Origin of the sequence: Geobacillus sp. C56-T2 (genome assembly GCF_007829715.1) — a bacterium.
Classification (GTDB): Bacteria; Bacillota; Bacilli; order Bacillales; family Anoxybacillaceae; genus Geobacillus; species Geobacillus icigianus.
Genome location: NZ_VJWB01000001.1, coordinates 1,835,267 through 1,860,855, shown reverse-complemented (window position 1 = coordinate 1,860,855; position 25,589 = coordinate 1,835,267). Strand labels below are relative to the sequence as shown.

The 25,589-nt window shown below is 47.4% G+C and carries 18 protein-coding genes and 1 pseudogene; 18 read left to right on the top strand and 1 reads right to left on the bottom strand.

What is annotated here, in order from left to right:
* The first annotated feature begins 133 nt into the window (after nt 1–133).
* Both arfA and GC56T2_RS09290 read left to right on the top strand, forming a co-directional pair.
* Nucleotides 134–1,642, top strand: coding sequence for an arabinosylfuranosidase ArfA (arfA, locus tag GC56T2_RS09295; protein ID WP_144974707.1), 1,509 nt, complete (start codon nt 134–136; stop codon nt 1,640–1,642).
* Nucleotides 1,643–1,704: 62 nt separating this feature from the next.
* Nucleotides 1,705–2,700 carry a Gfo/Idh/MocA family protein gene (locus GC56T2_RS09290; protein ID WP_144974704.1) on the top strand — a complete coding sequence of 332 codons (996 nt, stop codon included), beginning with the start codon at nt 1,705–1,707 and terminating at the stop codon, nt 2,698–2,700.
* A gap of 265 nt (nt 2,701–2,965) precedes the next feature.
* On the opposite strand, the gene GC56T2_RS09285 is transcribed toward GC56T2_RS09290, so the two are convergent.
* Nucleotides 2,966–4,402, bottom strand: coding sequence for a DDE-type integrase/transposase/recombinase (locus GC56T2_RS09285; protein ID WP_144974702.1), 1,437 nt, complete (start codon nt 4,400–4,402; stop codon nt 2,966–2,968).
* A 177-nt stretch (nt 4,403–4,579) separates the two neighbouring features.
* On the opposite strand from GC56T2_RS09285, the pseudogene GC56T2_RS09280 reads away from it, so the two are divergent.
* The 16 genes and pseudogenes from GC56T2_RS09280 to uxaC all read left to right on the top strand — a co-directional run bounded on the left by GC56T2_RS09280 (nt 4,580) and on the right by uxaC (nt 25,575).
* Nucleotides 4,580–5,412, top strand: a pseudogene (locus GC56T2_RS09280) (HAD-IIA family hydrolase).
* The gene (locus GC56T2_RS09275; protein WP_144974699.1) at nt 5,409–6,623 is read left to right on the top strand and encodes a sn-glycerol-1-phosphate dehydrogenase; all 1,215 of its coding nucleotides are present in this window, start codon (nt 5,409–5,411) and stop codon (nt 6,621–6,623) included. The pseudogene GC56T2_RS09280 and the gene GC56T2_RS09275 overlap by 4 nt, the downstream one beginning before the upstream one ends.
* Nucleotides 6,624–6,908: 285 nt before the next feature.
* Nucleotides 6,909–7,958, top strand: coding sequence for an aldose epimerase family protein (locus GC56T2_RS09270; protein WP_144974697.1), 1,050 nt, complete (start codon nt 6,909–6,911; stop codon nt 7,956–7,958).
* A gap of 327 nt (nt 7,959–8,285) precedes the next feature.
* On the top strand, nt 8,286–10,025 hold the full coding sequence (locus GC56T2_RS09265) for a sensor histidine kinase (RefSeq protein WP_144974695.1): 1,740 nt from the start codon (nt 8,286–8,288) through the stop codon (nt 10,023–10,025).
* Nucleotides 10,022–10,804, top strand: a complete 783-nt coding sequence (locus tag GC56T2_RS09260; RefSeq protein ID WP_144974693.1) for a response regulator transcription factor — start codon at nt 10,022–10,024, stop codon at nt 10,802–10,804. The genes GC56T2_RS09265 and GC56T2_RS09260 overlap by 4 nt, the downstream gene beginning before the upstream one ends.
* A 76-nt stretch (nt 10,805–10,880) precedes the next feature.
* A complete protein-coding gene (locus tag GC56T2_RS09255) occupies nt 10,881–12,194 on the top strand; it encodes an extracellular solute-binding protein (protein WP_144974691.1) in 1,314 nt (437 codons plus the stop codon).
* Nucleotides 12,195–12,266: 72 nt separating this feature from the next.
* Complete coding sequence (locus tag GC56T2_RS09250) at nt 12,267–13,145, top strand: carbohydrate ABC transporter permease (RefSeq protein WP_144974689.1); 879 nt, start codon at nt 12,267–12,269, stop codon at nt 13,143–13,145.
* 52 nt (nt 13,146–13,197) lie between these two features.
* Nucleotides 13,198–14,034, top strand: coding sequence for a carbohydrate ABC transporter permease (locus GC56T2_RS09245; protein ID WP_370454565.1), 837 nt, complete (start codon nt 13,198–13,200; stop codon nt 14,032–14,034).
* A gap of 27 nt (nt 14,035–14,061) precedes the next feature.
* The gene (locus tag GC56T2_RS09240; RefSeq protein WP_144974685.1) at nt 14,062–16,179 is read left to right on the top strand and encodes a glycoside hydrolase family 52 protein; all 2,118 of its coding nucleotides are present in this window, start codon (nt 14,062–14,064) and stop codon (nt 16,177–16,179) included.
* A 2-nt stretch (nt 16,180–16,181) separates the two neighbouring features.
* Nucleotides 16,182–17,177, top strand: coding sequence for an endo-1,4-beta-xylanase (locus GC56T2_RS09235; RefSeq protein ID WP_144974683.1), 996 nt, complete (start codon nt 16,182–16,184; stop codon nt 17,175–17,177).
* A 542-nt stretch (nt 17,178–17,719) separates the two neighbouring features.
* Nucleotides 17,720–19,768 carry an alpha-glucuronidase family glycosyl hydrolase gene (locus tag GC56T2_RS09230; protein ID WP_144977190.1) on the top strand — a complete coding sequence of 683 codons (2,049 nt, stop codon included), beginning with the start codon at nt 17,720–17,722 and terminating at the stop codon, nt 19,766–19,768.
* A gap of 14 nt (nt 19,769–19,782) precedes the next feature.
* Nucleotides 19,783–21,297: a GH39 family glycosyl hydrolase gene (locus GC56T2_RS09225; protein WP_144974681.1), complete on the top strand. Its 1,515-nt coding sequence runs from the start codon at nt 19,783–19,785 to the stop codon at nt 21,295–21,297.
* A 29-nt stretch (nt 21,298–21,326) separates the two neighbouring features.
* Nucleotides 21,327–22,280, top strand: coding sequence for a sugar kinase (locus GC56T2_RS09220; RefSeq protein WP_144974679.1), 954 nt, complete (start codon nt 21,327–21,329; stop codon nt 22,278–22,280).
* 23 nt (nt 22,281–22,303) lie between these two features.
* Nucleotides 22,304–22,978 (top strand): bifunctional 4-hydroxy-2-oxoglutarate aldolase/2-dehydro-3-deoxy-phosphogluconate aldolase, encoded by a 675-nt coding sequence (locus GC56T2_RS09215; RefSeq protein WP_144974677.1) that lies wholly within the window; start codon nt 22,304–22,306, stop codon nt 22,976–22,978.
* 94 nt (nt 22,979–23,072) lie between these two features.
* Nucleotides 23,073–23,771: a GntR family transcriptional regulator gene (locus GC56T2_RS09210; RefSeq protein ID WP_144974675.1), complete on the top strand. Its 699-nt coding sequence runs from the start codon at nt 23,073–23,075 to the stop codon at nt 23,769–23,771.
* Between the two features lie 400 nt (nt 23,772–24,171).
* Complete coding sequence (gene uxaC, locus GC56T2_RS09205) at nt 24,172–25,575, top strand: glucuronate isomerase (RefSeq protein ID WP_144974673.1); 1,404 nt, start codon at nt 24,172–24,174, stop codon at nt 25,573–25,575.
* Nucleotides 25,576–25,589: the final 14 nt, after the last annotated feature.

Below are 25,589 nucleotides of genomic sequence, written 5' to 3'. Positions count from 1 at the left end.
GAGGCTGTGTGGGTAGTGAAGGGCTGCTTGGCGAACTGGCTTTGGGATTTGAACCGTCAGCACACCTAGAAAAATCATTGGTGAGGAAGATCAACTTTTTACAGTACTACAAAGTAGGAAGGAAGGGTACCAGATGGCTACAAAAAAAGCAACCATGATCATCGAAAAAGATTTCAAAATCGCCGAAATCGACAAACGCATCTATGGCTCGTTTATCGAACATCTCGGCCGCGCGGTATACGGAGGGATTTATGAGCCCGGCCATCCGCAGGCAGATGAAAATGGCTTCCGGCAAGATGTCATCGAGCTGGTCAAAGAGCTGCAAGTGCCGATAATCCGTTATCCAGGCGGGAATTTTGTGTCCGGTTACAACTGGGAGGACGGAGTCGGGCCAAAAGAAAAGCGGCCGCGGCGGCTTGATTTGGCGTGGCGGTCGGTCGAAACAAATGAAATCGGGTTAAATGAATTTGTCGATTGGGCCAAGATGGTCGGAGCCGAAGTGAATATGGCTGTCAACTTAGGGACGCGCGGCATTGATGCGGCACGCAACTTGGTTGAATATTGCAACCACCCATCGGGCTCGTATTACAGCGATTTGCGCATTTCCCACGGCTATAAAGAGCCACATAAAATTAAAACGTGGTGCTTGGGCAATGAGATGGATGGTCCGTGGCAAATTGGCTACAAGACGGCCGTTGAGTACGGACGAATCGCTTGTGAAGCGGCCAAAGTGATGAAATGGGTAGATCCGACCATTGAACTTGTTGCGTGTGGGAGTTCTGGCAGAAATATGCCAACGTTTGCGGAATGGGAAGCGACGGTTCTTGACCATACGTATGACCATGTCGATTATATTTCTCTCCATCAATACTACGGAAACCGGGATAATGACACGGCGAATTATTTGGCGCTGTCGCTGGAAATGGATGATTTTATCCGTTCGGTTGTGGCCATTGCCGATTACGTGAAGGCGAAGAAACGAAGCAAGAAGACGATTCATCTTTCGTTTGATGAATGGAACGTATGGTACCACTCGAATGAGGCGGATAAGCAAATTGAACCGTGGACCGTCGCGCCGCCTCTGTTGGAGGATATTTATAACTTTGAAGATGCGCTACTTGTCGGCTGCATGCTCATTACGCTCATGAAACATGCCGATCGGGTGAAAATTGCCTGCTTGGCTCAGTTAGTGAATGTCATTGCACCGATCATGACGGAACCGAACGGGCCGGCATGGAAGCAAACGATTTACTATCCGTTTATGCATGCCTCGGTTTACGGCAGAGGGGTAGCGTTGCACCCAGTTATTTCAAGCCCGAAATACGACAGCAAAGACTTCACAGATGTTCCGTACTTAGAGGCGATCGCGGTTTACAATGAAGAAAAAGAAGAAGTAACGATTTTCGCGGTCAACCGTGATATGGACGATTCGTTATTGCTTGAGTGCGATGTCCGCCATTTTGACGATTATCGCGTTATTGAACATATCGTATTGGAACATGAAAACGTGAAACAAACGAATTCCGCGCAATCTTCCCCGGTTGTCCCACATCATAACGGCGATGCCCAGCTGTCCGGTGGGAAAGTGTCGGCGACGTTGCCGAAGTTATCGTGGAATGTGATTCGTTTAGGAAAACGATAAGGAAATGAAGGCTGGTCTGATGGCCAGCCTCTCCCTTTGAAAACGGGAAGGAGAGACGAAACATGGGGCGTAAAGTTCGCTTTGGTATTATGAGTACAGCGGCCATTGCCAAAGACGTGATGATTCCGGCCATTCGCCGGACGGATCGCGCTGAAGTCGTGGCGATCGCCAGTGAAAGCGGGAAAGCCAGCGAAGCGGCGCGGGCGCTCGGCATTCCAAAGGCGTATGACAACTACGGACAGCTGCTTGATGACCCGGACGTCGATGCGGTGTACATTCCGCTTCCGAACAGCCTGCACGCGGAATGGACGATCAAAGCAGCACAGAAGAAAAAACATGTGCTTTGCGAAAAACCGGCTGCCTTATGTGAAGAGGATGTCCGACGCATGATCGAGGCGTGCGACAGAAACGGGGTTTTATTTATGGAAGCGTTCATGTATCAGTTTCATCCGCAGCATGGGCGCGTCAAACAGCTTCTCGCTGCCGGTGAGATCGGTGACGTCACGTACATGCGTGCCCATTTCTCTTTTTATTTGCAAGACCGGGAAACGAATATCCGCATGAACCCTGAGCTTGGCGGGGGAAGCTTGTTCGATGTCGGCTGCTATTGCGTGCACTCAACAAGACACATCCTTGGTGCCGAACCAATCGAATTATTTGTTCAATCCCATTTTGATCCGCACCGTTCGGTCGATGTAACGACGAATGGCTGGATGAGGATGGAAAACGGTGTGCTTGCGCAGTTCACGTGCAGTTTTGACATGCTCTTTCAGAACGAATACGAAGTAGTAGGCACGAAGGGAAAAATCGTTGTCTCGCGGGCGTATCGGCCGGATGTCGATGGCGGTGAGGGCCGGATTACGATCGTAACGGCTGATGGAAGCGAGCATGAGGAAACGGTGTCAGGCGATCAATACGCGCTGCAAATCGAGCACTTCTCGCGCGCCATCCTTGAAGGCACACCGCTGTTGTATTCGCCAGAGCGCATGATCAAACAAGCGCGGGCGCTCGACGCTTGCCGCACATCGATGAAGACGGGAAACATCGTAAGGTTATAAGGTAGCGTCAAAAGTTCTATGAAAACTCCACACAGACCATCCCATTGAGCATCGTGGGGCATGCAGAGAGCCGGATTCGCCCTTGACCAACACCCGCCAAAGGTGGGAAAGAGTCGTCAAGGGCGACGGGGACAAAAAAGAAGGCAATAAGAAAGCCGCCCTTGCTTTTACCGAATTTTACCTTTGGCGGTGTTCGGTTGGTCAAGGGTTCGCTTCGCCGAATCCGGCAGGAGTTCTGTTCAACGGGCTCTGGAGGACAAAAAAGTTAGGCTGCCTCGTTTTGAAGGAAGTCCTGAGCCATGGTGATGAGCTTCGTCCACCGGGCTGGCATATGCGGCAGCTCGGCGAGCTCCGGGATGACGACCGGTACCCGGCCTTCGAGCGCGCTATGCGGGCGCAGAAAGTTGAAATACGCCACAAACAGCGTCACAAAGGACACCGAGCCTTCTTCCGCACCGAACCCATGGGTCGGGCGGTAGTTGCCTTTAAAGGTCCGGTTGAATCGCTCGATGATCTGCTTGAGAGGGCGAAACTCTTCCGAGACCGGATCTTCGTTGGTCAGACCGATCACCTGGCGGACGTCAAACGAAATCCCGTGCTGGGCAAAGAAGTGTTGCGCCAACCGGTAAATCGGGTTGCCATCCACGACGAACGACAAGTCGTCTGGAAGAGACGGCAGCTTCCTGAGGACATCATTGATCGCCTTGATGGCCGAGAGCGTGTCCCGGTTGGGCGAGACGCGATAGGACAGCACGATCTTTTTCACGGCGTCGAACATAAAGAATAGGTAATGCCAACGGCCCTTCACACGAATATATGTCTCGTCCCCACAGAACGAACCGGACAGCTCATACGGAAATCGGTCGACAAAGGGCTTGATCCAAAGCGCGACGCTGTTGGCGTAGTTGAGCACCGTCTGATGGGAGATCGAGACGCCATGGATGTCCTTCAGGGCGGCGGCGGTTTCCCTCGAGGACATCCCAAAGTTGACGTAGTACGTCAACACGAGCCCCAACACGTGCGGCGATGTCGCCAGCCGGGACAAATCGACCTTCGGCTTGATGAGCGATGAGGAAGCCAACGGGAGAAAGTCAAACAGGAACTCTCGAAACAAATACCGCACCTTGAAGGCTTGAGGATCCTGTTGAAACGGTTGGCGTTCCTTCTTCGTCATCCGGCGAAGGTTGGCTTGGTAAAACGGGCAATCGTTGTTCTTGCACTTATAGATGTTGTATTCTTTGCGTTCCTTGATTTTTTCCAACGTCTTTTTGCAGTGCGGACAACGAAAGACCGCTTGCTTGGTGAATCGGTTCCGGTGGTTGAACCGGCATTGACACACTTTGCATTGGTATTGCCCTTTTCCGCCGTTATTGGCGTACAGGTAAGAAGAGGGAGCCTGGCAGCGAGGGCAGGTCAACGAATCCGGCACACGGTGTTTCGCCTTCGCGCGACGCTGGATGGGCCGTAAAGGACATCTGTGCTGGGCCTCATAGTCTGCCAACAGCTTCCGGTAATCAAGGGTTTCCGGCACATCGATGATCGGAAGGTCATCGACCTGAAGTTTCCGGTACGGCTTTTGGATGGGTTCGTCCCAGTCCTCGAGATGCAAGGATTTTCCCAATATCACACCCATCAAATACACAATGATTTGATATTGGGTCTTGATGATTTCGAGCAAATAGGCTAATAATTGAGGTAACAAGCTTGTCACTCCTTTGTTTTGGCTGTTGGGTGTCGTTACCTCAATGATGGCCGAAAACAATGGGGGTGGCAAGCTTTTTTTCTTCCAACCGTTGAAACTCAAGGGAAAACCGTGAGTGTGGAGGATAAACTTTTGACAATACCGGTTATAAGGAAGGGGAATTCACATGGAAATGACATGCAAAAGCAAGGGAGAGGTGGGACGTCGGTGACGGATGAAATTGAGGGTGTGCTGATCGACTTGGACGGAACGATATGGAAAGGGAATCGGCTGATTCCACAGGCGAAGGAGGCGGTTGCCTACCTCCGCTCTCTTGGAAAACGAATCGTGTTCGTCAGCAATCGCGGCAATTGGTCGCGGCGCATGTGCTATGAACAGCTCATACGATTCGGGGTGGCTGTGGCAGAGGAGGAGATTCTTTTATCTTCGACGGTCACGGCGCAATTTTTGCGCCAACACTATCCGCTCTGTCAAGTTTGGACGCTGGGGGATGAGGGGCTGCGCGAAGAGTTGCGCCTCCACCACGTTCGATTGGCAGCCGTGCCGGAGGAAGCGGACTTTCTCGTTATCACGTTGCATGAGACCGTGACCTATCGAGAGTTAGATTTGGCCTTTCGCGCGGTTTGGCATGGAGCGCGCATCATGGCGACCAATATCGATAAAACGTTTCCGAGTGAACATGGGAATGCCATTGATGTAGCGGGGATGGTCGGGGCGATTGAGGCAGCGACAGCCCGAACAGTGGAAATCGTGTTAGGTAAGCCTTCTTGCTTATGGCGGAAGCGGCCTTGTGCCAGCTGCAAGTGCCGCCTCACCGTTGTCTCATCATCGGTGACAGTGTGGAGTCAGATCTTCGCATGGGGCGGATGCATGGGATGAAGACGGCTCTTGTGTTGACCGGTAATACAAAGCGGAGTCAGCTTGACGCATTGCGGGCCAAGGAACGGCCCGATTATGTGTTGGACTCGATTGGTGACATCATCCGCTTAGGGAAGGAGATCATGCAGTGAATCAAACAGTGGACAGCATCGTTTCATTAGCCAAGCAATGTCAGTGCGGGCATCGTCATTATGATATTCCGATTGAACAAATTGTCGTGAGCCATGAGGCGTTCAAACGGCTGGCAGCTTATTTGCAGTACAAGCGATATAAGAAAGTGGCTGTGGTGGCCGACGCGCGGACGTTTGCGGCGGCGGGACAATCATTGTGTGATGAGCTGGAAAATGAAGCGATTCGCTGCACGGTATGCTTCGTGCAACCGGATGAAAATGGGGATGTCATCGCCGATGAGCGTGCCATCGTGCAAGTGCTGCTGGAAACGCCGAACGATGTCGATGCGTTCATTGCCGTAGGGGCGGGAACGATTCACGACATTACCCGTTTTGCCAGTTATAAAATGAAAGTTCCGTTTATTTCGGTTCCTACTGCTCCATCGGTCGATGGATTTACATCCATGGGTGCTCCGCTCATCATTCGCGGGGTGAAAAAAAACATTCAAGCACAGGCGCCGATGGCGGTGTTTGCCGATATTGAAGTGTTGCGGAATGCGCCGAAAGCGATGATCGCTGCTGGGGTTGGTGATATGCTGGCGAAGTATACGTCATTGGCTGACTGGCAGTTTGCCCATTGGATGACGGATGAGCCATATTGCCCATTCGTCCATCAGTTGACAAAACAGTCGTTGCAAACGTGTGTCGATCACCTCGATGACATTGCCGATGGCGGTGAACAAGGAATTCGTGTAGTAATGGATGCGCTGTTGCAGTCGGGCATCGCCATGTTGCTCATGGGTCAATCGTACCCCGCTTCGGGCGCTGAACACCACCTTTCCCACTATTGGGAAATGGAATTTTTGCGCCAGAACAAACGGCAAGTGCTCCATGGCGCAAAAGTGGGAGTATCAACTCCGATCATTGTGGAGCACTATCAACGTGTCTTTTGGCCTTTGTTAAGTGAATTAGAAAAATGCCGAACGTCCATGGACGAAACGATATGGGAACGGCTCAAAGCGCATACCGCTTCTATTCGGGAGCTGCTCGAATCATTGCCGTCCCCAGAGCGTCTTCGCTCAATGGTCGAGAGAGTAGGTGGGGCGGTCGCGCCACAACAGCTTGGTATCGACCGCTGGCTAGTAGAGCGTGGTTTGAAGGAAGCCCATCGGCTGCGCTCGAATCGTTTCACGATGCTCTATTGTTTAAATGAATGTATGTTGATAGAATGATGGGAGATGAAAGTGGAAGAAGCCGCAACGAACATGAGTATCAAAGATCAGTGTTGGAAATAAGACATCGATGTTGTACGGAATGAGGTCATTCCTTACTAGTGGGAAGCGCTGAATGACTACATTTCTGATGCTGAACCGAGTCACGTGATCGAAAACTCTCACATGGCTTGCTGGAATCCGATGAGGAGAAACGATACATATTAGTTTGTTTTCTATACAAATCATTTAAAAATCGCTATACTTTTAATAATGAATCAGTCTCGAAAAAGGAAGGGATAAAAGATGCAAGTCGCATATCAGAAGTGGGCTGAACTGAATGGTAGAGACGTTCTCCTGTTTACGTTGGCCAATAACCATGGTATGGAATTGTGGGTGACGAATTACGGCTGCATTGTGACGAAACTGCTTTTCCCGGACCGGAATGGAAACGTCGAGAACGTTGTGCTTGGGTTTGACCAGTTCGAGCCGTATTTGACAAATACCCCTTACTTTGGGGCAGTGATTGGCCGCGTGGCCGGGCGCATTCAAGGGGCAAGCTTTGAGCTTGAGGGCATTACATATCGATTAGCGAAAAACGAAAACAACAACCATCTGCACGGCGGTCCGAACGGGTTCCACCGCGTGCTTTGGGAGGCAGAGCCCATCCAGCGTGACAATGCGGTCGGGATTATATTTTCTTATACGAGTCCAGACGGGGAGGAAGGGTATCCCGGAACGGTGAATGTTCAAGTGACGTATTGGCTCAATAATGATAATGAATGGAAGATTACTTACCGAGCCCATTCGGACCAAACGACATTGCTCAACTTGACAAACCATACGTATTTTAACTTAAGCGGTAACTTAAAAAGGGATATTTTAGACCATATGTTAACGATCCAAAGCTCACGTGTGCTCGAGCTGAATGAGGAACTGATTCCGACCGGGCGCGTTTTCGATGTCGCCGGCACGCCGTTTGACTTGCGGCAAGGAAAGGTGATCCGGGAGGCAGTTGAATCCGGGCATCCGCAAATCGAACTCGTTGGCAGCGGTTATGATCATCCGTTTTGGCTTGACCGGCATCATGATAAGGAAATTGTACTCTATGACCAAGAAAGTGGACGAATGTTGACGGTGGAGACGGATGAAGTCGGCGTAGTGGTGTATACATCGAACCAGTTGCCAGAAGGGATGGATTTAGGTGGTGTGTCGTCGAAGAAATACTTAGGTGTCTGCCTTGAAACGCAAGGGTTGCCAGATGCGATTCATCATCTACAGTTTCCGTCTTGGGTACTGCCGGCAAATGAAGAGCGAGTGTCAACGACGACGTACCGGTTTAGCGTGATTAAATAGATAATGGAAAGGGCTTGTCTTGATTAGAAGTGATTGAACAAGTTAAAACATTGCAGCAAGGTGGCTGAACCGGTGCTTGATGATGGATCTAATGCATCTACCAAAAACACTAAATATCTGAACGAAGGCAGCTCTTATCATTGGACCATATCTTGGATAAAGATGATTGTTTACAGGAAATCCAACAAGCTGATAGAATAATGACAAACAAAACTGTTGAGATTGGGGAATTTGGATAAAGTGGACAGCACTAGTTGTTGTTCTTAATCTGGGCTGATGGGGGCGATTTTCGCCCTTTTTGTATCGCCGGCAATTGGAGGAACATCAATGGTGGAACGCATCCGCTCGCGATTTCATACGTTGCGCAATCAAATATTGATTATGTTTGTAGCAGCTATGGTGATTGTCTTATGGTTTGTTGGGGGAATCACTTTTCACCTTATGTCAACGTTGCTGAAAAATAATGCTGAGCGGCAAATTGAACAGACAGCCGTTCATGCGAACGGGAGGCTTGAAGTTCTTTATCAACAAATTGATTCCTTAAGTAGTCAAGTAGCGACTAACATGTATGTCCAGCAAATGCTTTTAAAAACGCGGGGTGGCTATTCCCCGAGTTTTAAGGAAAAGCAGGATCTCATGTATATTGCTAACTCATTTCAAGCATACTCTAACGGTATTCATTCATTTGAATTATACACGAACGATTATGAGAGACTGTTTCCGTTAGGTGAAGAAGATCTAGATGAAAGAATAAACAAAACATGGATTCAGAATGCCGAAAGAGCGAAGGGTCAGATGGTATGGATCGGTCGCGATCCGAAAGCCCCGGGATATTTTTTGGCGTTGCGGCAAGTTCGCTTGATGGATCGCTGGTTTTCTCCAGGTGGATATTTAGTGATTCGAATAAATAAGGACTATTTTCAGTTTGATGACTATTTTGGCGATAAGAAAGGATATATTATTCTCACTGATATGAATGGAATGCCCATGTTTTCGAATTATCATGGGGATTTACAGCAAATTGCTCACCAAGAACGTTCTATTATTCGAAGCCAAAGACAAGAATATCTAATTGTTAAGAAAGTTTCTCCGTTAACTGGCTGGACATTGACGATCATCACTCCGGTAAAATTTTTAACAGAAGGCGTTTCCGTTTTAAAAAATGTCCTCTTTCTTTCTGGAACGATTGGGTTTTTCATTTTTCTGATCCTTTCGTTTTCCCTTTCAACAATGATTACGCAACCGATTCATCGGTTAACGAGGGCAATGCAGCGAGGGAAAAACGGTGAATTTACGGAAAGTCCGCCTATTTCGTCATCCACAGTAGAAATTTACCAATTAAATGAAACGTATAATGCTTTAGTCGGGTATATCAAACATCTCATTCAAGTGGTGTATGAAAAAGAACTCGTTCGCAGTCGAGCGGAGCTAAAAGCGTTACAGGCGCAAATTAATCCACATTTTCTATTTAATACCCTTGACGCCTTGTATTGGTCGTTAGTGGAAAAAGGAGAAGAGGAACTGTCACAGTTTGTTCTTAATATGTCAAAGCTATTTCGGTATACAATCAGCACAACGAACAATGACGAATGGGTCACGCTCCAAGAAGAAATAGATCATATTCGCCGCTATATGGAAATTATGAAACTGCGCTGGGGTGATCGTTTGTTCTGGAATATTGTTGTTCCTTCTTATTGTCTTCATGTGCGGATACCGAAGTTGTTGATTCAGCCGCTCGTCGAAAATGCAGTGCTACATGGCATTGGTAACAAAAAAGAACAGGGTTCAATTCTTATTACTGTTGTAGAGGATGCGTCCCGTTCTGAATTAACAGTGAACGTGATGGACGATGGTGCCGGCATTGACGAGGAAACGTTAAAAGAGATCCGACAGTTGCTAAGTCAGAAACAGGTTGTCACGTTGAAGGGAGAAGGAATGGCTCTTGTCAATGTCAACCGCCGACTTCAGCTTTATTACGGAGAGGATCGGAACATCGTGATTACTAGTGAGCAAGGAAAAGGGACATGTGTATCGTTTACGATTCCCAAAAGTGGAGGGATTCGATGAGTCTTCGAACAATTTTAGTCGTTGATGATGAACCAAGAACGAGAGAAGGTTTGCGAAGAACATTGGATATGTGGGCGGCCGGACGATATGAGGTGCTTGCTGCTGCAAATGCTGATGAAGCCCTCAAGATTACAAGACAGAAACCGATTCATTTATTAATTACAGACATCCGTATGCCAGAGATGACAGGATTGGAGCTAATTAAGCATTTGCGGCATTTGGGATCCCAACCTGTCACCATTATTATCTCTGCTTACCCCGAATTCCAATACGCCCAAGAGGCCATTACGCTTGGAGTGGTGAACTATCTTTTGAAACCAATTGACCGGGAAGAACTTTTGCAAGCGGTAGAAGCAGCCATTGATGTTTGGAAAGAACGTCAAAAAACTGAAGCTGCCAAAAGAGTAATTGACCAACACGTTATTGAGGCGGAAGAAAGAGTGCGTTCGCCTCTTGTCAAACAGGCGATTCAATTTATTCACGAACACCTTCATCAACCATTTAGCTTGCGTGAGCTATCGGAGTTTCTTCATGTGAATGCCAGTTATTTAAGCACTTTGTTTAAAGAGGAAACAAACTTAACATTTAGCGAATATGTGACAAGAGCCCGTTTACAAAAGGCGAAAAGCTTGTTGTTGACAACGAACTTGACAATTGTAGAAGTTGCCGAACAGGTAGGGTATCAAACAGTGAAATATTTTGTAAAGTTATTTAAGGAGTTTGAAGGGATGACTCCGTCACAATTTCGTAAAGAATACCTAAAAAAAGTAGACTTTTAGCCAACCGTTGTGCCCTTACTCCCTTTTTTTGAAAACGCTATACTTAGGTTGTATAGAAAACTAAGGGGGGTTCAAGATGTTGAAGAAAGCGTATTCATTTCTGATTGTTTTGACCATGGTCGTTTCGTTCGCTTTAATTGGATGTTCAAATTCGACAAACAGAGATGGATCTTCATCGGGTTCAGGGGAAAAAGTGACGATTACATTTATGCACCTTTGGACTCCTGGAAGTTCTAAGCAACATAATATGATCGTCAATAATATCATTAAAGAGTTTGAGAAGGAAAACCCGAACGTTACTGTTAAACAAGAAACGTTAGAAAACGAACAGTACAAGAATAAATTAAAAGTGCTAGCAGCTTCAAATGAGCTTCCAGACGTCGGTATGACATGGGCAGCAGGGTTTTTAGAGCCATATGTGAAGGGGAACTTGTTCGCGCCGCTTGATGATGTACTTGACGCTGGTTTGAAAGAAAAATTTGTTTCCGGTACAACTGAAGCATATGCCATCGATGGAAAAACGTATGCGCTTCCAGTCGAGCTAAACATTACACCGATTTACTATAACAAAGAACTGTTTTCTAAGCATGGTTTACAGGTACCAAAAACGTATGAAGAGTTTAAACATGTTGTTGAAACGTTGGCGAAAAACGGTGTTGCTCCAATCGCCCTTGGCAACAAAGACCGTTGGACAGGATCGCTCTGGTATATGTATCTTGCTGACCGGATCGGTGGGGCAGACACATTGAAAAATGCCATCAATGGCAGCGGAACGTTTGAAGATCCAAGCTTAGTGAAAGCAGCCGAGGAAATCCAGAACTTGGTAGGAATGAACGCATTTATTAAAGGGTTTAACGGATTGTCCAATGACGAGGCGAAAGCCGAGTTTACAAACGAAAAGGCGGCCATGTATTTGATGGGAACGTGGGATTTGCCGCAGTTTACGACAAATGAGGATATTCCAAAAGAGTTTCGCGATAAAGTCGGGTTTTTTAAATTCCCTGTAGTCGAGGGCGGTAAAGGAAATGTCGATAGCTGGGTCGGCGGTCCAGGCGTCGGGTTGTTTGTGTCTGAGAATTCAAAAGTAAAAAAGGAAGCGAAAGAGTTTGTAAAATTCTTTATCGAAAAATGGGGTGAGCTGTCTGTCACTCAGGCAGGTGTAATCCCGGCAACGAAAGTAGATACGACAAACATGGACTTGCCGCAAATGTACATCGATGTATTGAATGAGTTGAACAAGGCGACGAATATTACGTTGTTCGCTGATGTGCAAATGAATCCAGAAGCGGCGCAAACACATTTGAATTTAATCCAGTCGCTGTTTGGCGGTGAAATTTCACCGAAAGATTTCGCTAAGCAGCACCAAGAAGTGCTGTCACAAACAAAATAGTTCATCATGTTGTCAAAAAGGACATATGCCATATATGTCCTTTTTGACCCATTGAAAAAGGGGAAGAAGATTATGAATAAGATGATGTCTGACAAAAAAGTGATTGCTTTCTATGTGCTTCCACCTTTACTGCTTTTGATGATTTTAGTGTACATCCCGATCATTATGACTGGATATTACAGCTTGATGAAGTGGGATGGCATCGGCAATATGCAATTTATTGCGTTGGACAATTACAAACAGTTGATCCAAGACCATATGTTTTGGAAGAGCACGTACCATTCCTTTTTGCTCGCCCTCTTTTCAGTCATTAGTTTAGCAGGATACTTAGTGATTGCGCTTGTCCTTGCTGGGAAAATTAAAGGGGCGAATCTGCTGAGAAAAATTTATTTAATCCCGATGTTATTATCCTCCGTTGCCATTGCCCAACTTTGGCTGCGAATTTATCATCCATCAAACGGAATGTTAAACCATTTCCTGATGTCCCTAGGAGTGGATGATCCACCGAACTGGTTAGCCGATCCAAAAATCGCATTGTATGCAATTTTTGTCCCGATTATTTGGCAATACGCCGGATTTTATATTTTGATTTATTATGCCGCATTAAAAAATATTCCATCATCGATTATTGAAGCCGCTATTATTGATGGAGCGAATCCATGGCAAATGGCGTATAAAATTAAACTGCCGCTTATCGCAGGTGTAATTAAAGTGACCATCGTGCTGGCGGTGGTTGGTTCGTTAAAGTATTTCGATTTAATTTATGTCATGACCGGCGGGGGGCCAAACGGCGCCAGTGAAGTCATTGCTTCTTATATGTATCAAAAGGCGTTCCGCAGCTTTAATTTCGGTTACGGGAGCACCATTGCTTTTTCGTTATTGCTTATTTGTATGCTGATGACATGGCTCATTCGGAAACTGACAAACTCCAAGGAAGAAATTCAATACTAGTAGCAAAGGAATGGTTTCAATGCAAAAAGAAACTGTCATTGAGAAGCCATCAATGAGAGGATTAACGAAAGGAGTGGGAATGATCCTTTTTTATGCAATACTGATCGCCTTAGCTCTTTTTCAAGTGTTGCCTCTTGTCTGGTTGCTCTTTTTCTCATTGAAAAATAATCAAGAAGTATTTAATACACCGTTGCTTTCGCCTCCATCACCACCGCGATGGGAAAATTATGTAAAAGTTTGGGTGGAAGGCAACATTGGTCAGTACTTTTTTAACAGTGTCTGGATTACGACCGTCTCTGTCATTTTGACTGTATTGCTTGCTAGTTTCGCGACCTTTGCCATTACACGCATGAATTGGAAGTGGAAACATGTTGTGCTTGGACTTTTTATGGTCGGTTTAATGATTCCGATTCATTCGACGTTAATCCCATTGTTCAGCTTTTTTATGAAAGTGAAGCTCATCGATCATCCGTTATCGATTGTCTTAACCAATATTGGATTTAACTTACCGATTACAATCATGATCTTGCTCGGTTTTTACCAGTCGCTTCCGCGTGAGTTGGAAGAATCAGCGGTGATGGATGGGTGTTCCGTTCATCGTATGTTTTTCCGGATCATTTTGCCGATGACGGCACCGGTGATCGTTACGACGACGATTATCAACATGATTTACAACTGGAACGAGTTCGTTTTTGTGAACACATTTATTAGCTCAGATGAGTTTAAAACGTTAACCGTCGGTATTCAAAACTTTATCGGCCAGTATACGACCGATTGGGGAGCGATTGGTGCCACTTTAATGATCAGCGTTCTGCCTATTTTGATCGTCTTCTTCTTCTTAAGCGATAAAATCATGGAAGGTATTACTGCAGGAGCGATTAAAGGATAAATGTAGAAAAAGGGGAGAGAAGTAACCATGCCAACCAATCATTTTTTCAACGCCCACCACTCACCGGTTGGAGCGTTTGCCAGCTTTACATTAGGGTTTCCAGGAAAAAGCGGGGGGTTGGATCTTGAACTCGCCCGTCCCCCGCGGCAAAACGTATTGATTGGTGTCGAATCGTTACATGAATCTGGCTTATATCATGTCCTTCCGTTTTTGGAAACAGCCGAAGAAGATGAAAGCAAACGGTATGACATCGAAAATCCTGACCCGAATCCGCAAAAACCGAACATTTTAATCCCATTTGCCAAAGAGGCGATTCAACGTGAATTTCATGTGGCCACAGATACGTGGAAGGCTGGAGATTTAACGTTTACGATTTATTCTCCTGTAAAAGCGGTTCCAGATCCGGAAACCGCGGATGAGGAAGAACTCAAGCTGGCGTTGGTTCCAGCTGTCATCGTGGAGATGACGATTGATAATACAAATGGAACAAAGACCCGGCGGGCGTTTTTCGGGTTCGAAGGCACCGATCCGTATACCTCAATGCGGCGGATCGATGACACATGCCCGCAACTGCGCGGGGTTGGGCAAGGACGAATGGTTGGCATCGTTTCCAAAGACGAGGATGTTCGCTCCGCGTTGCATTTTAGCATGGAAGATATTTTAACGGCACAGCTGGAAGAAAACTGGACGTTTGGACTTGGCAAAGTGGGCGCCTTAATTGTCGATGTGCCGGCAGGCGAAAAGAAAACTTATCAATTTGCGGTTTGTTTTTACCGAGGCGGATACGTGACGGCGGGGATGGATGCTTCCTATTTTTATACCCGTTTCTTTCAAAATATTGAGGAAGTCGGCCTTTATGCGCTCGAGCAGGCGGAAGTATTGAAGGAGCAATCGTTCCGTTCCAATAAGCTGATTGAAAAAGAATGGCTGTCCGATGATCAAACATTTATGATGGCGCACGCCATTCGCAGCTACTACGGCAATACGCAGCTGTTAGAGCACGAGGGGAAACCGATTTGGGTGGTCAACGAAGGCGAGTACCGGATGATGAATACGTTTGATTTGACCGTTGACCAACTCTTTTTTGAGCTGAAACTGAATCCATGGACGGTTAAAAATGTTCTCGATTTGTACGTCGAGCGCTACAGTTACGAGGATCGCGTTCGTTTTCCGGGAGAAGAGACAGAATATCCGGGTGGCATCAGTTTTACTCACGACATGGGAGTAGCCAATACGTTCTCGCGCCCGCACTACTCGTCATACGAGCTGTATGGCATTAGCGGCTGCTTCTCGCACATGACGCACGAACAGCTAGTCAACTGGGTGCTTTGCGCGGCGGTGTACATCGAACAAACGAAAGACTGGGCATGGCGCGACAAGCGGCTTGCTGTTTTGGAGCAATGCCTAGAAAGCATGGTTCGCCGCGATCATCCCGATCCGGAACAACGAAATGGCGTAATGGGACTCGACAGCACCCGCACGATGGGCGGGGCGGAAATTACGACGTATGACAGTTTGGACGTTTCCCTCGGCCAAGCCCGCAACAATTTATATTTAGCAGGTAAATGTTGGGCGGCCTATGTAGCGCTTGAGAAATTGTTCCGTGATGTCGGCAAGGAAGAATTGGCCGCACTGGCGGGAGAGCAGGCGGAAAAATGCGCCGCGACGATTGTCAGCCATGTAACCGATGACGGGTATATTCCGGCGGTCATGGGAGAAGGAAACGACTCAAAAATCATTCCGGCTATTGAGGGGCTTGTGTTCCCTTATTTCACCAATTGCCATGAAGCGTTGGACGAAAACGGACGCTTTGGGGCATATATTCAAGCGTTGCGCAACCATTTGCAATACGTGTTGCGGGAAGGAATTTGCTTGTTCCCGGATGGGGGCTGGAAAATTTCCTCAACGAGCAACAACTCTTGGTTAAGCAAAATTTACTTATGTCAGTTCATTGCCCGCCGTATTTTAGGCTGGGAATGGGATGAACAAGGCAAACGGGCCGATGCCGCCCATGTCGCTTGGCTCACCCATCCGACATTATCCATTTGGAGCTGGAGTGATCAAATCATCGCGGGTGAAATTACCGGCAGCAAATATTACCCGCGCGGCGTGACAAGTATTTTATGGCTTGAGGAGGGAAAATAACGATGTGCTCATCCATCCCGTCCCTTCGCGAAGTGTTTGCCAATGATTTTCGCATCGGAGCAGCCGTCAATCCGGTGACGCTAGAAGCCCAACAATCGCTGTTGATCCGCCATGTAAACAGCCTTACCGCCGAAAACCATATGAAGTTTGAACATCTTCAGCCAGAGGAGGGGCGGTTTACGTTCGACATCGCCGATCAAATCGTCGACTTCGCCCGTTCTCATCACATGGCCGTTCGCGGACATACGCTCGTATGGCATAACCAAACCCCGAGCTGGGTGTTTCAAGACAGCCAAGGGCATTTCGTCGGCAGAGATGTGTTGCTGGAACGGATGAAATCTCATATCTCCACGGTTGTACAGCGATACAAAGGGAAAGTCTATTGTTGGGATGTCGTCAATGAAGCGGTCGCCGACGAGGGGAGCGAATGGCTGCGCTCCTCAATGTGGCGACAAATCATCGGCGATGATTTTATTCAGCAGGCGTTTCTTTATGCCCATGAAGCAGACCCAGAGGCGTTGCTGTTTTACAACGACTATAATGAATGTTTTCCGGAAAAACGCGAGAAAATTTACACACTAGTAAAATCTTTGCGTGACAGAGGAATTCCCATTCACGGCATCGGCATGCAGGCGCACTGGAGCCTGACCCGCCCGTCGCTTGATGAAATTCGCGCAGCGATTGAGCGATATGCGTCTCTCGGAGTGATTCTCCATATTACCGAACTTGATATATCGATGTTTGAATTTGATGATCATCGAAAGGACTTGGCTGCTCCGACAAACGAAATGGTCGAACGGCAGGCAGAGCGGTACGAGCAAATTTTCTCTCTCTTTAAGGAATATCGTGATGTCATTCAAAATGTCACGTTTTGGGGAATTGCCGATGACCACACGTGGCTTGACCACTTCCCTGTGCAAGGAAGAAAAAATTGGCCCTTTTTGTTCGATGAACAACACAACCCCAAACCGGCTTTTTGGCGGGTGGTCAGTGTCTAATCAGTAAAGTCTTCCGTCGAGCGAATAAAGAGGAGGGAATCGAGCCGTTTCACCCTCCTCTTTAGATTAAGGAGATAGGTATATTATTAATTTTCATAATATTATTTATATTTAATATTCAATAAGCGAAGCTTTTGCAATAGAAACGGTGATTTTATGTTTTCTTATAGATGTTGCTTCCGGTTTACAGAGAAATCTTTAGTTGATCTAGTATACTAGAATGTTATCAAACGAACTGTGCTAGGAGGCCGGTGATTTACTCGCGCAACTGCTTCGCGGGATCGGTTCTCAAGTAAAAAAAACTGGATGCATCAGCCTTGATGTTTACGCGTTCCATCGCCGGTCAAGGCAAACAGCGGTTTTTCATTAACCTTCTAGGAGGCTCGGGATTTCATCGTGGATACGGCTTTACTCTGTCATTTCTCAATTCGAAAAACCTTGTTGCGTCGGTCCTGCTTTTCGCTCATTCTCCCATTGAGTGAGGAAAGCAGCCGTTTTTCACCGCCCCTCTAGGACCGGAAAGGAGTGAAAGGAGAATGGAGATGCAGGCACTATACGATTCTTGTTGGCTGCGCTATGAACAAAATATCCGAAATGATTTGTCGAGGTGGGACACAATCGTGGCCAAGGGAACATCTCCCGTTTTTCGGGCGGCATTGGCTGAGCTGAAAAGAGGACTTTTCTCCATGTTAGGAATAGAGCCTGAAGTGGTGTCGGAGCCGAAATCAACAAATGCAATCTGGGTTGGGACTTTGAAAGAGGAATGGTTGAAGGAACGATTGGCAGGTGAAAAGATGACACAGCTCGTTCATTCGGAAGGGTATATGATTCAATCAGATGATCGTCATAGCACCTCTTGTATTTATATTACGGCAATGACGGATCAAGGGGTGTTGTATGGTGTTTTTCATTTCCTCCGTCTATTGCAGATGAAAGAGAATGTGGACGATGTATCGATCGTCGAGCAGCCAAGCAATAAATTGCGCATGATCAATCATTGGGACAACATGGACGGCAGCATTGAGCGCGGATATGCCGGACCATCCATTTTCTTTGCCGATGGTCAGTTTGTGAAACAAAAACAGCGGATCAAAGACTATGCTCGGTTGCTTGCCTCGGTTGGTATCAATGCCATTTCGATCAATAATGTGAATGTTCACAAACTGGAAACGAGATTAATTACGGAAGAGTTTTTGCCGGAAGTGGCGCAAGTGGCTGATATTTTTCGAATGTATGGCATCAAATTGTTTTTGAGCATTAACTATGCCAGTCCTGTAGAAATTGGGGGGCTTTCGACGGCAGATCCGCTTGATCGGGATGTACAGCGGTGGTGGAAGGAGACGGCGGCGCGGATTTACCGTTACATCCCTGATTTTGGCGGCTTCGTCGTTAAGGCCGATTCCGAGTTTCGCCCCGGCCCGTTCACCTATGGACGCAGCCATGCGGAAGGGGCCAATATGTTGGCAGAGGCGTTGGCGCCGTTTGGCGGCCTCGTTGTTTGGAGATGTTTCGTATATAACTGTCAGCAAGACTGGCGTGATCGAACGACCGATCGGGCCAAAGCGGCGTATGATCACTTCAAACCGCTCGATGGACAGTTTCGCGAGAATGTCGTCTTGCAAATTAAGAACGGTCCCATGGATTTTCAAGTAAGGGAGCCGGTTTCTCCGTTGTTCGGGGCCATGCCGAAAACGAATCAAATGATGGAAGTGCAAATTACTCAAGAATACACGGGGCAACAAAAACATTTATGTTTCTTGATCCCGCAGTGGAAAGAAGTGCTCGATTTTGATACGTATGCGAAAGGAAAAGGATCGGAAGTAAAAAAGGTCATTGACGGCTCGCTATTTGGCTATCAATATAGCGGGATGGCGGGGGTATCCAATATTGGAAATGATCCAAACTGGACCGGGCATACATTGGCGCAAGCGAACTTGTACGGGTTTGGGCGGCTCGCTTGGAATCCGGATTTGTCTGCCGAAGAGATTGCCCGCGAATGGATTGTGCAAACGTTTGGGGACGATCCAGATGTGATTGCGACGATCTGTTGGATGCTTCTTGCTTCTTGGAACATCTATGAAAATTACACCTCTCCGCTCGGTGTTGGTTGGATGGTGAACCCGGGGCACCATTACGGGCCAAATGTGGACGGATATGAATACTCGCACTGGGGAACGTACCACTATGCTGACCGTGATGGAATCGGAGTGGATCGGACAGTTGCGACAGGGACCGGATATACGGCGCAATATTTTCCGGAGAATGCGGCGATGTATGAATCGCTAGATACGTGTCCTGATGAGCTGCTTTTATTTTTCCATCACGTTCCGTACACGCATCGGCTGCACTCTGGAGAAACAGTGATTCAACACATTTACAATACGCATTTTGAAGGGGTTGAGCAGGCGGAACAGTTAAAGAAATGTTGGGAACAGCTCGAGGGGAAAATGGACGCGAAACGGTACCAGGATGTATTGGAACGGTTGACGATGCAAGTGGAGCATGCCAAAGAGTGGCGCGATGTCATTAATACGTATTTTTATCGAAAGTCAGGGATCGATGATCAATATGGCCGGAAAATTTATCGATGAATGGGGGAGAATTCATGAAAGTGATCCACGTGCCTGCCAACGGGAAAGAGCAGTTTAAAAAGAACTGGAAATTTTGTGTTGGCACTGGGCGGCTTGGCCTCGCCTTGCAAAAAGAGTATCTCGATCATTTAAAGCTCGTGCAAGAGAAGATCGGATTTCAATACATCCGCGGTCACGGGCTGCTTTCCGATGATGTCGGAATTTACCGGGAAGTCGAAATCGACGGGGAAATGAGGCCGTTTTATAACTTTACGTATATCGATCGGATTTTCGATTCGTATCTAGCTTTGAACATTCGTCCATTTGTTGAGCTCGGATTTATGCCCTATGCGCTTGCGTCAGGAGACCAAACCGTTTTTTATTGGAAAGGCAATGTTACCCCGCCAAAAGATTATGACAAATGGCGAGATCTCATTGTGGCAGTCGTTTCCCATTTTGTAGAGCGGTACGGAATTGAGGAAGTACGGACATGGCCGTTTGAAGTATGGAACGAGCCTAATTTAGTAAATTTTTGGAAGGATGCGGATAAGGAAGCGTATTTCAAGCTTTATGAAGTAACAGCAAGAGCGGTAAAAAGCGTCGATCCACATCTGCAAGTAGGGGGACCGGCCATTTGTGGAGGAAGCGATGAATGGATTACGGACTTTCTTTGCTTCTGCGCTGAACGGAAAGTGCCGGTGGATTTTGTCAGCCGACATGCTTATACGTCGAAAGCCCCGCATAAGAAAACGTTTGAGTATTACTATCAAGAGCTGGAGCCGCCTGAAGATATGCTAGAGCAATTCAAAGCGGTGCGCGAGCGGATTCGCCAGTCTCCTTTTCCGCATTTACCGTTGCATATTACGGAATATAATACGTCATACAGTCCGATCAACCCGATTCATGACACGGCGCTCAATGCCGCCTACATCGCTCGCATTTTGAGCGAAGGAGGAGATTACGTTGACTCGTTTTCGTATTGGACGTTTAGCGATGTGTTTGAGGAGATGGATGTGCCGAAAGCATTATTCCACGGCGGATTCGGTTTAGTGGCGCTTCATTCGATTCCAAAACCAACCTTTCATGCATTCACGTTCTTTCAAGCTCTCGGTGAAGAGTTGCTTTATCGCGATTCGAACATGATCGTGACAAAGCGAAAAGACGGGTCGATCGCTGCTGTGCTATGGAACTTAGTCATGGAGAAAGGGGAGGAATGGGTCGAAGAGATGCAGCTAGTCATTCCCGTTCCGTTTTCCGTAGCGTTTGTCAAACAACAAACGGTGAATGAGCAGTACGGAAACCCTTGGAGGGTTTGGAAGCAGATGGGACGGCCTCGCTTTCCAAACCGGCAAGCAGTGGAAACGTTGCGACAAGTCGCGCGTCCTCATGTCTCGACAGAGCAAAAAAAGGTAACGGATGGCATGATTCATTTATCTATCGCCCTATCCAAAAATGAAGTGACGTTAATTGAGATTGAACACGTTCGCGATGAAACAAGCACCTATGTCGGTTTAGATGATAGTGAAATGACAGCGTACTCTTCCGAATAATATACAAATCGTTGCAATGGAGGGATCAGATGGACGTCGTCACGATGGGGGAAGCGATGGCCGTATTTACACCGATCGGCGGTGGATTCATGAGGCAGGCGGTCACTTTTACACGACGAATCGGCGGTGCGGAAGCGAATGTGGCCATCGGCCTTGCCCGCTTAGGCCACCGTGTCGGTTGGATGAGCAAAGTGGGAGACGATGAGTTTGGGAAAGCGATTTTGTCTTTCCTGCAAGGAGAAGGCGTGGATGTCAGCCGAGTGAAAACGGATCCGAAGGCGCCAACCGGTATTTACTTTAAGGAAAAAAGGCGTCCGGGCGATACGAGGGTGTATTACTATCGCCAAGGATCGGCGGCAAGCCGGTTAACCCCTAATGATTTGGATGAGGAATATATCGCTAGAGCGAAGTATTTGCATATTACCGGAATTACTCCGGCGCTTAGCAAAAGCTGTCAAGAAACGATTTTTGCAGCAATTGCCATGGCTCGCCGCCACGGAGTGAACATTGTCTTTGACCCGAATGTCCGGTTGAAGCTATGGCCGAAAGTGGAGGAAGCGCGAGAAGTGCTTCTTCAGCTCGCCGCCCAAGCGGATATCATTCTCCCCGGGGCTGCCGAAGCTGCGTTTTTGCTTGGCGACCAATCGGTGGAAGAGTGGGGAAACCAGCTGTTGACCGCGGGTGCATCTCTGGTGGTCATCAAGTTAGGAGCCAGTGGGGCGCATTATTTTACGAACACCTACCACGAATATGTGCCAGGGTTCCCTGTGGACAAGGTGGTGGATCCTGTGGGTGCGGGGGATGGATTTGCGGCCGGGTTGTTATCAGGATTGCTTGATGGTCTTCCCTTGACTGAAGCGGTTCGACGGGCGAATGCCGTTGGAGCACTGGCAACGATGGTTGAAGGAGATGCGGAAGGCATGCCTGAACGGGATGAGGTAGAACGATTAATGGCACAACAAGGGGAAGATGTGACTCGGTAGGAGTGAAGGAGGGGCAAATCTCGATGAATGCATTGACAATGATCAAAGACATCGGCATCGTTCCCGTAGTCCGCGGTGCGACACCAGATCGGATTCTTCCGATCGCTTCTGCGCTGCAACGAGGAGGGATTCCGATTCTGGAAATTACGATGGAAACCGATCGAGCGCTCGAGGCTTTAGAAAGAGCGGTGTGCGAATGCAGGGGACTGGTCATCGGGGCAGGAACGGTGCTGGATGCCGAAACAGCTCGGCAAGCCATTGCTGCTGGGGCGCAATTTATCGTCTCCCCCTCTCTCGCGATTGATGTTATAGAGGTTGTAAAGCAACACCACGTTGTCATGATCGCTGGCGGATTAACCCCAACCGAAATCGTCACGGCTTTTCAACATGGTGCGGATCTGGTAAAAGTGTTCCCTGCCCATGTGTTTGGACCGAGCTATATTCGCAGCTTAAAAGAGCCGCTTGCCCATATTCCCTTGATAGCCACAGGGGGAATTCAGTTCAAAACGGTTGTAGAGTATATCAACGCGGGAGTAGATGCTGTGGGGGTCGGAAATGCGTTGGTCCCCTCTAAGGGTGGTGGAAGCGAAGAGCAATGGGAAGAAGTGGCCGCCCGCGCTGCCCAGTGGGTTTCGGCCGTGCAGACAGAAAGAAGAAAGAATGCTAAAGGAGGAAGTAGCGGGAAACTTGGAAAGTAATTATTTTTTTACTACTATTAGGTAAAAAATGAAATCATCGATTTTATCTATCACCGACATACGAGGATATTGGATCAAAAAGGAGAATGAAACGATGATGTTTACCGCCCAACAAAGTCAACAGATTAAAAGCTCGATCAGAGGATCGGCCCGCGATCAGTTGTATGAAATGCTAAAGGAAAAAATTTTGCGTCTCGAGCTTGAACCGGGCACGAAAATTTCGGAGAAAGAAATCGCAGAACAACTGCATATTAGCCGCACTCCAGTCAGAGAGGCGTTTTTAAAGTTGGCGCAAGAAGAATTGCTTGATATCATTCCGCAAAGCGGCACCATTGTTTCACGCATCAATTTGGAGCACGTGGAAGAAGGCAGGTTTATTCGAGAAATTGTTGAAAAGGAAGTGGCGGCTCTGGCGTGTCAAACGTTTCGTCAAGACCAGTTGTTCGAGTTGGAAAAAAACATTGCGATGCAAGAGCTATGCGCCGAGAAAGGAAATTCTCTCGAGCTGTTTGAACTTGACGAGCGATTTCACCAACTCATTTATGATGGTTGTCGGATGTCGCGTTCATGGAAGATGGTCCAAAGTCTCAACGGACATTTTAATCGTTTGCGTGTGCTGCGGTTGTCCGCGAATTTGGATTGGAGCATTATTATTTCTCATCATAAACAAATTTACCGTCTGATTGCGGATAAAGAGGCGGAAAAAGTGCGACAGGTCATGGAGGAGCACTTGCGTCTTGTCGAGATTGAAAAAGACGTGCTGAAAAGGGAATACCCTCATTATTTTGTCTAAAAGGCCGGTGAAAAACGGCTGATTCCCTTCATCAATGGGAGAACGCGTGAAAAGCAGGGCCGATGCAACAAAGTTTTTCTAGTTGAGAAATGACATTGCAAAGCCGTTCTAGGATTCAATCACCGCCCCTCTAAAGGGGTGACGAAAAACCGCTGCTTCCCTTGAACGATGGGGAACGCGTGCACCGAAGGGCCGATGCTACCGGATTGTTTTCTTTGAGAAATGATACTGGCAGCGGCATACTCCCTTAAACGAAACCATTGACGTGGGAACAAAGCAGCTTCATCTGACTGCCAACAACAGGATGTTCCTTGCGTGCGAACGATCGATACGGCCGCTCTTTCTCTTGATGATCGAACGCGGTGCCGAGCATATAGGGACAGGAAGGAGGAACGGATTCTTGGCAGCATTCATTCACGACCATTTTCTGTTGCAAAACAAACATGCCGAAGTGTTGTACCATGACTATGCCAAAAGGTTGCCGATCATTGATTATCATTGCCATTTAAGCGCGAAGGAGATTGCCGAGGACCGACGATTTCACGACATGACAGAGCTTTGGCTTGAGGGAGATCATTACAAATGGCGAGCGATGCGCGCGCTCGGGGTGGAGGAAAAATACATTACCGGAAGCGCTTCGCCTGAGGAGAAATTTCAGGCATGGGCGAAAACGGTGCCGTATTGCATCGGAAACCCGCTCTATCATTGGACGCATTTAGAATTAAAACGCTATTTCCAAGTTGATGCCTTGCTCAGCGAGCGAACGTGGAAGGACATATGGACTCATTGCAACGAATTGCTCCAGCAAGAAGGGTATTCGGCCCGTTCTTTCATTCTTCAATCGAATGTGGAATGGATCGGAACGACGGATGATCCACTCGATGACCTAACGGATCATCGAAAAATCGCCCAAGACCCGTCGTTTTCGGTGAAAGTTGTGCCATCATTTCGGCCTGATGCTGTGTTTGAAATTAACCGTTCGTCCTTCTTCGATTACGTAAGCAAGCTAGGGGAAGCGGCCGGGCTGGCGATCGACAGTTATGGCCACCTATTGCAAGCGCTCGAAAACCGGGTTTACTATTTTCATGATTCAGGGTGTCGGATAGCCGATCACGGCCTTGCATCGATGCCGTACGCTGAATGTACCTTGGATGAGGCGAGTGCCATTTTTGAAAAAAGAAAAGAGGGGTTTGCTCTCAGTCAAGAAGAGAACGAAAAATATCAAACGTTCACGTTATGTTTCTTAGCGCGTTTATATCATTCTCTTGGGTGGGTGATGCAGCTCCATATAGGCTCGATTCGGAATACAAACCAAAAGCGGTTTCAACAGTTGGGGCCGAATACAGGATACGATTCAATTAACGACTTTTTTCTAGCCCGGCCGTTAAACGCTTTTCTGAATCGATTGGAATATGAAGGGCAGTTGCCGAAAACGATTTTGTATACATTAAACCCCGCTTACAACTATATTGTCGCGTCAACGATTGGCAACTTTCCCGCCGAAGGAATAAAAGGGAACGTCCAATTTGGGGCAGCTTGGTGGTTTAACGACCATCGGGATGGCATCATTCGCCATCTTCGTGATCTAGCGAATGTCGGCCTATTCAGCACATTCGTTGGGATGTTGACCGACTCAAGAAGCTTCCTATCTTATGTGCGCCATGAATATTTTCGCCGGATTTTATGCAATGAGATCGGGACTTGGATTGAAAAAGGAGAGGTTCCGCAAGATTACGAGTTTTTAGGAAAAATCGTTCAAGACATTTGTTATTTCAATGCGAAACAATACTTTGGTTTGGTATGAATGGGGGATCGAAC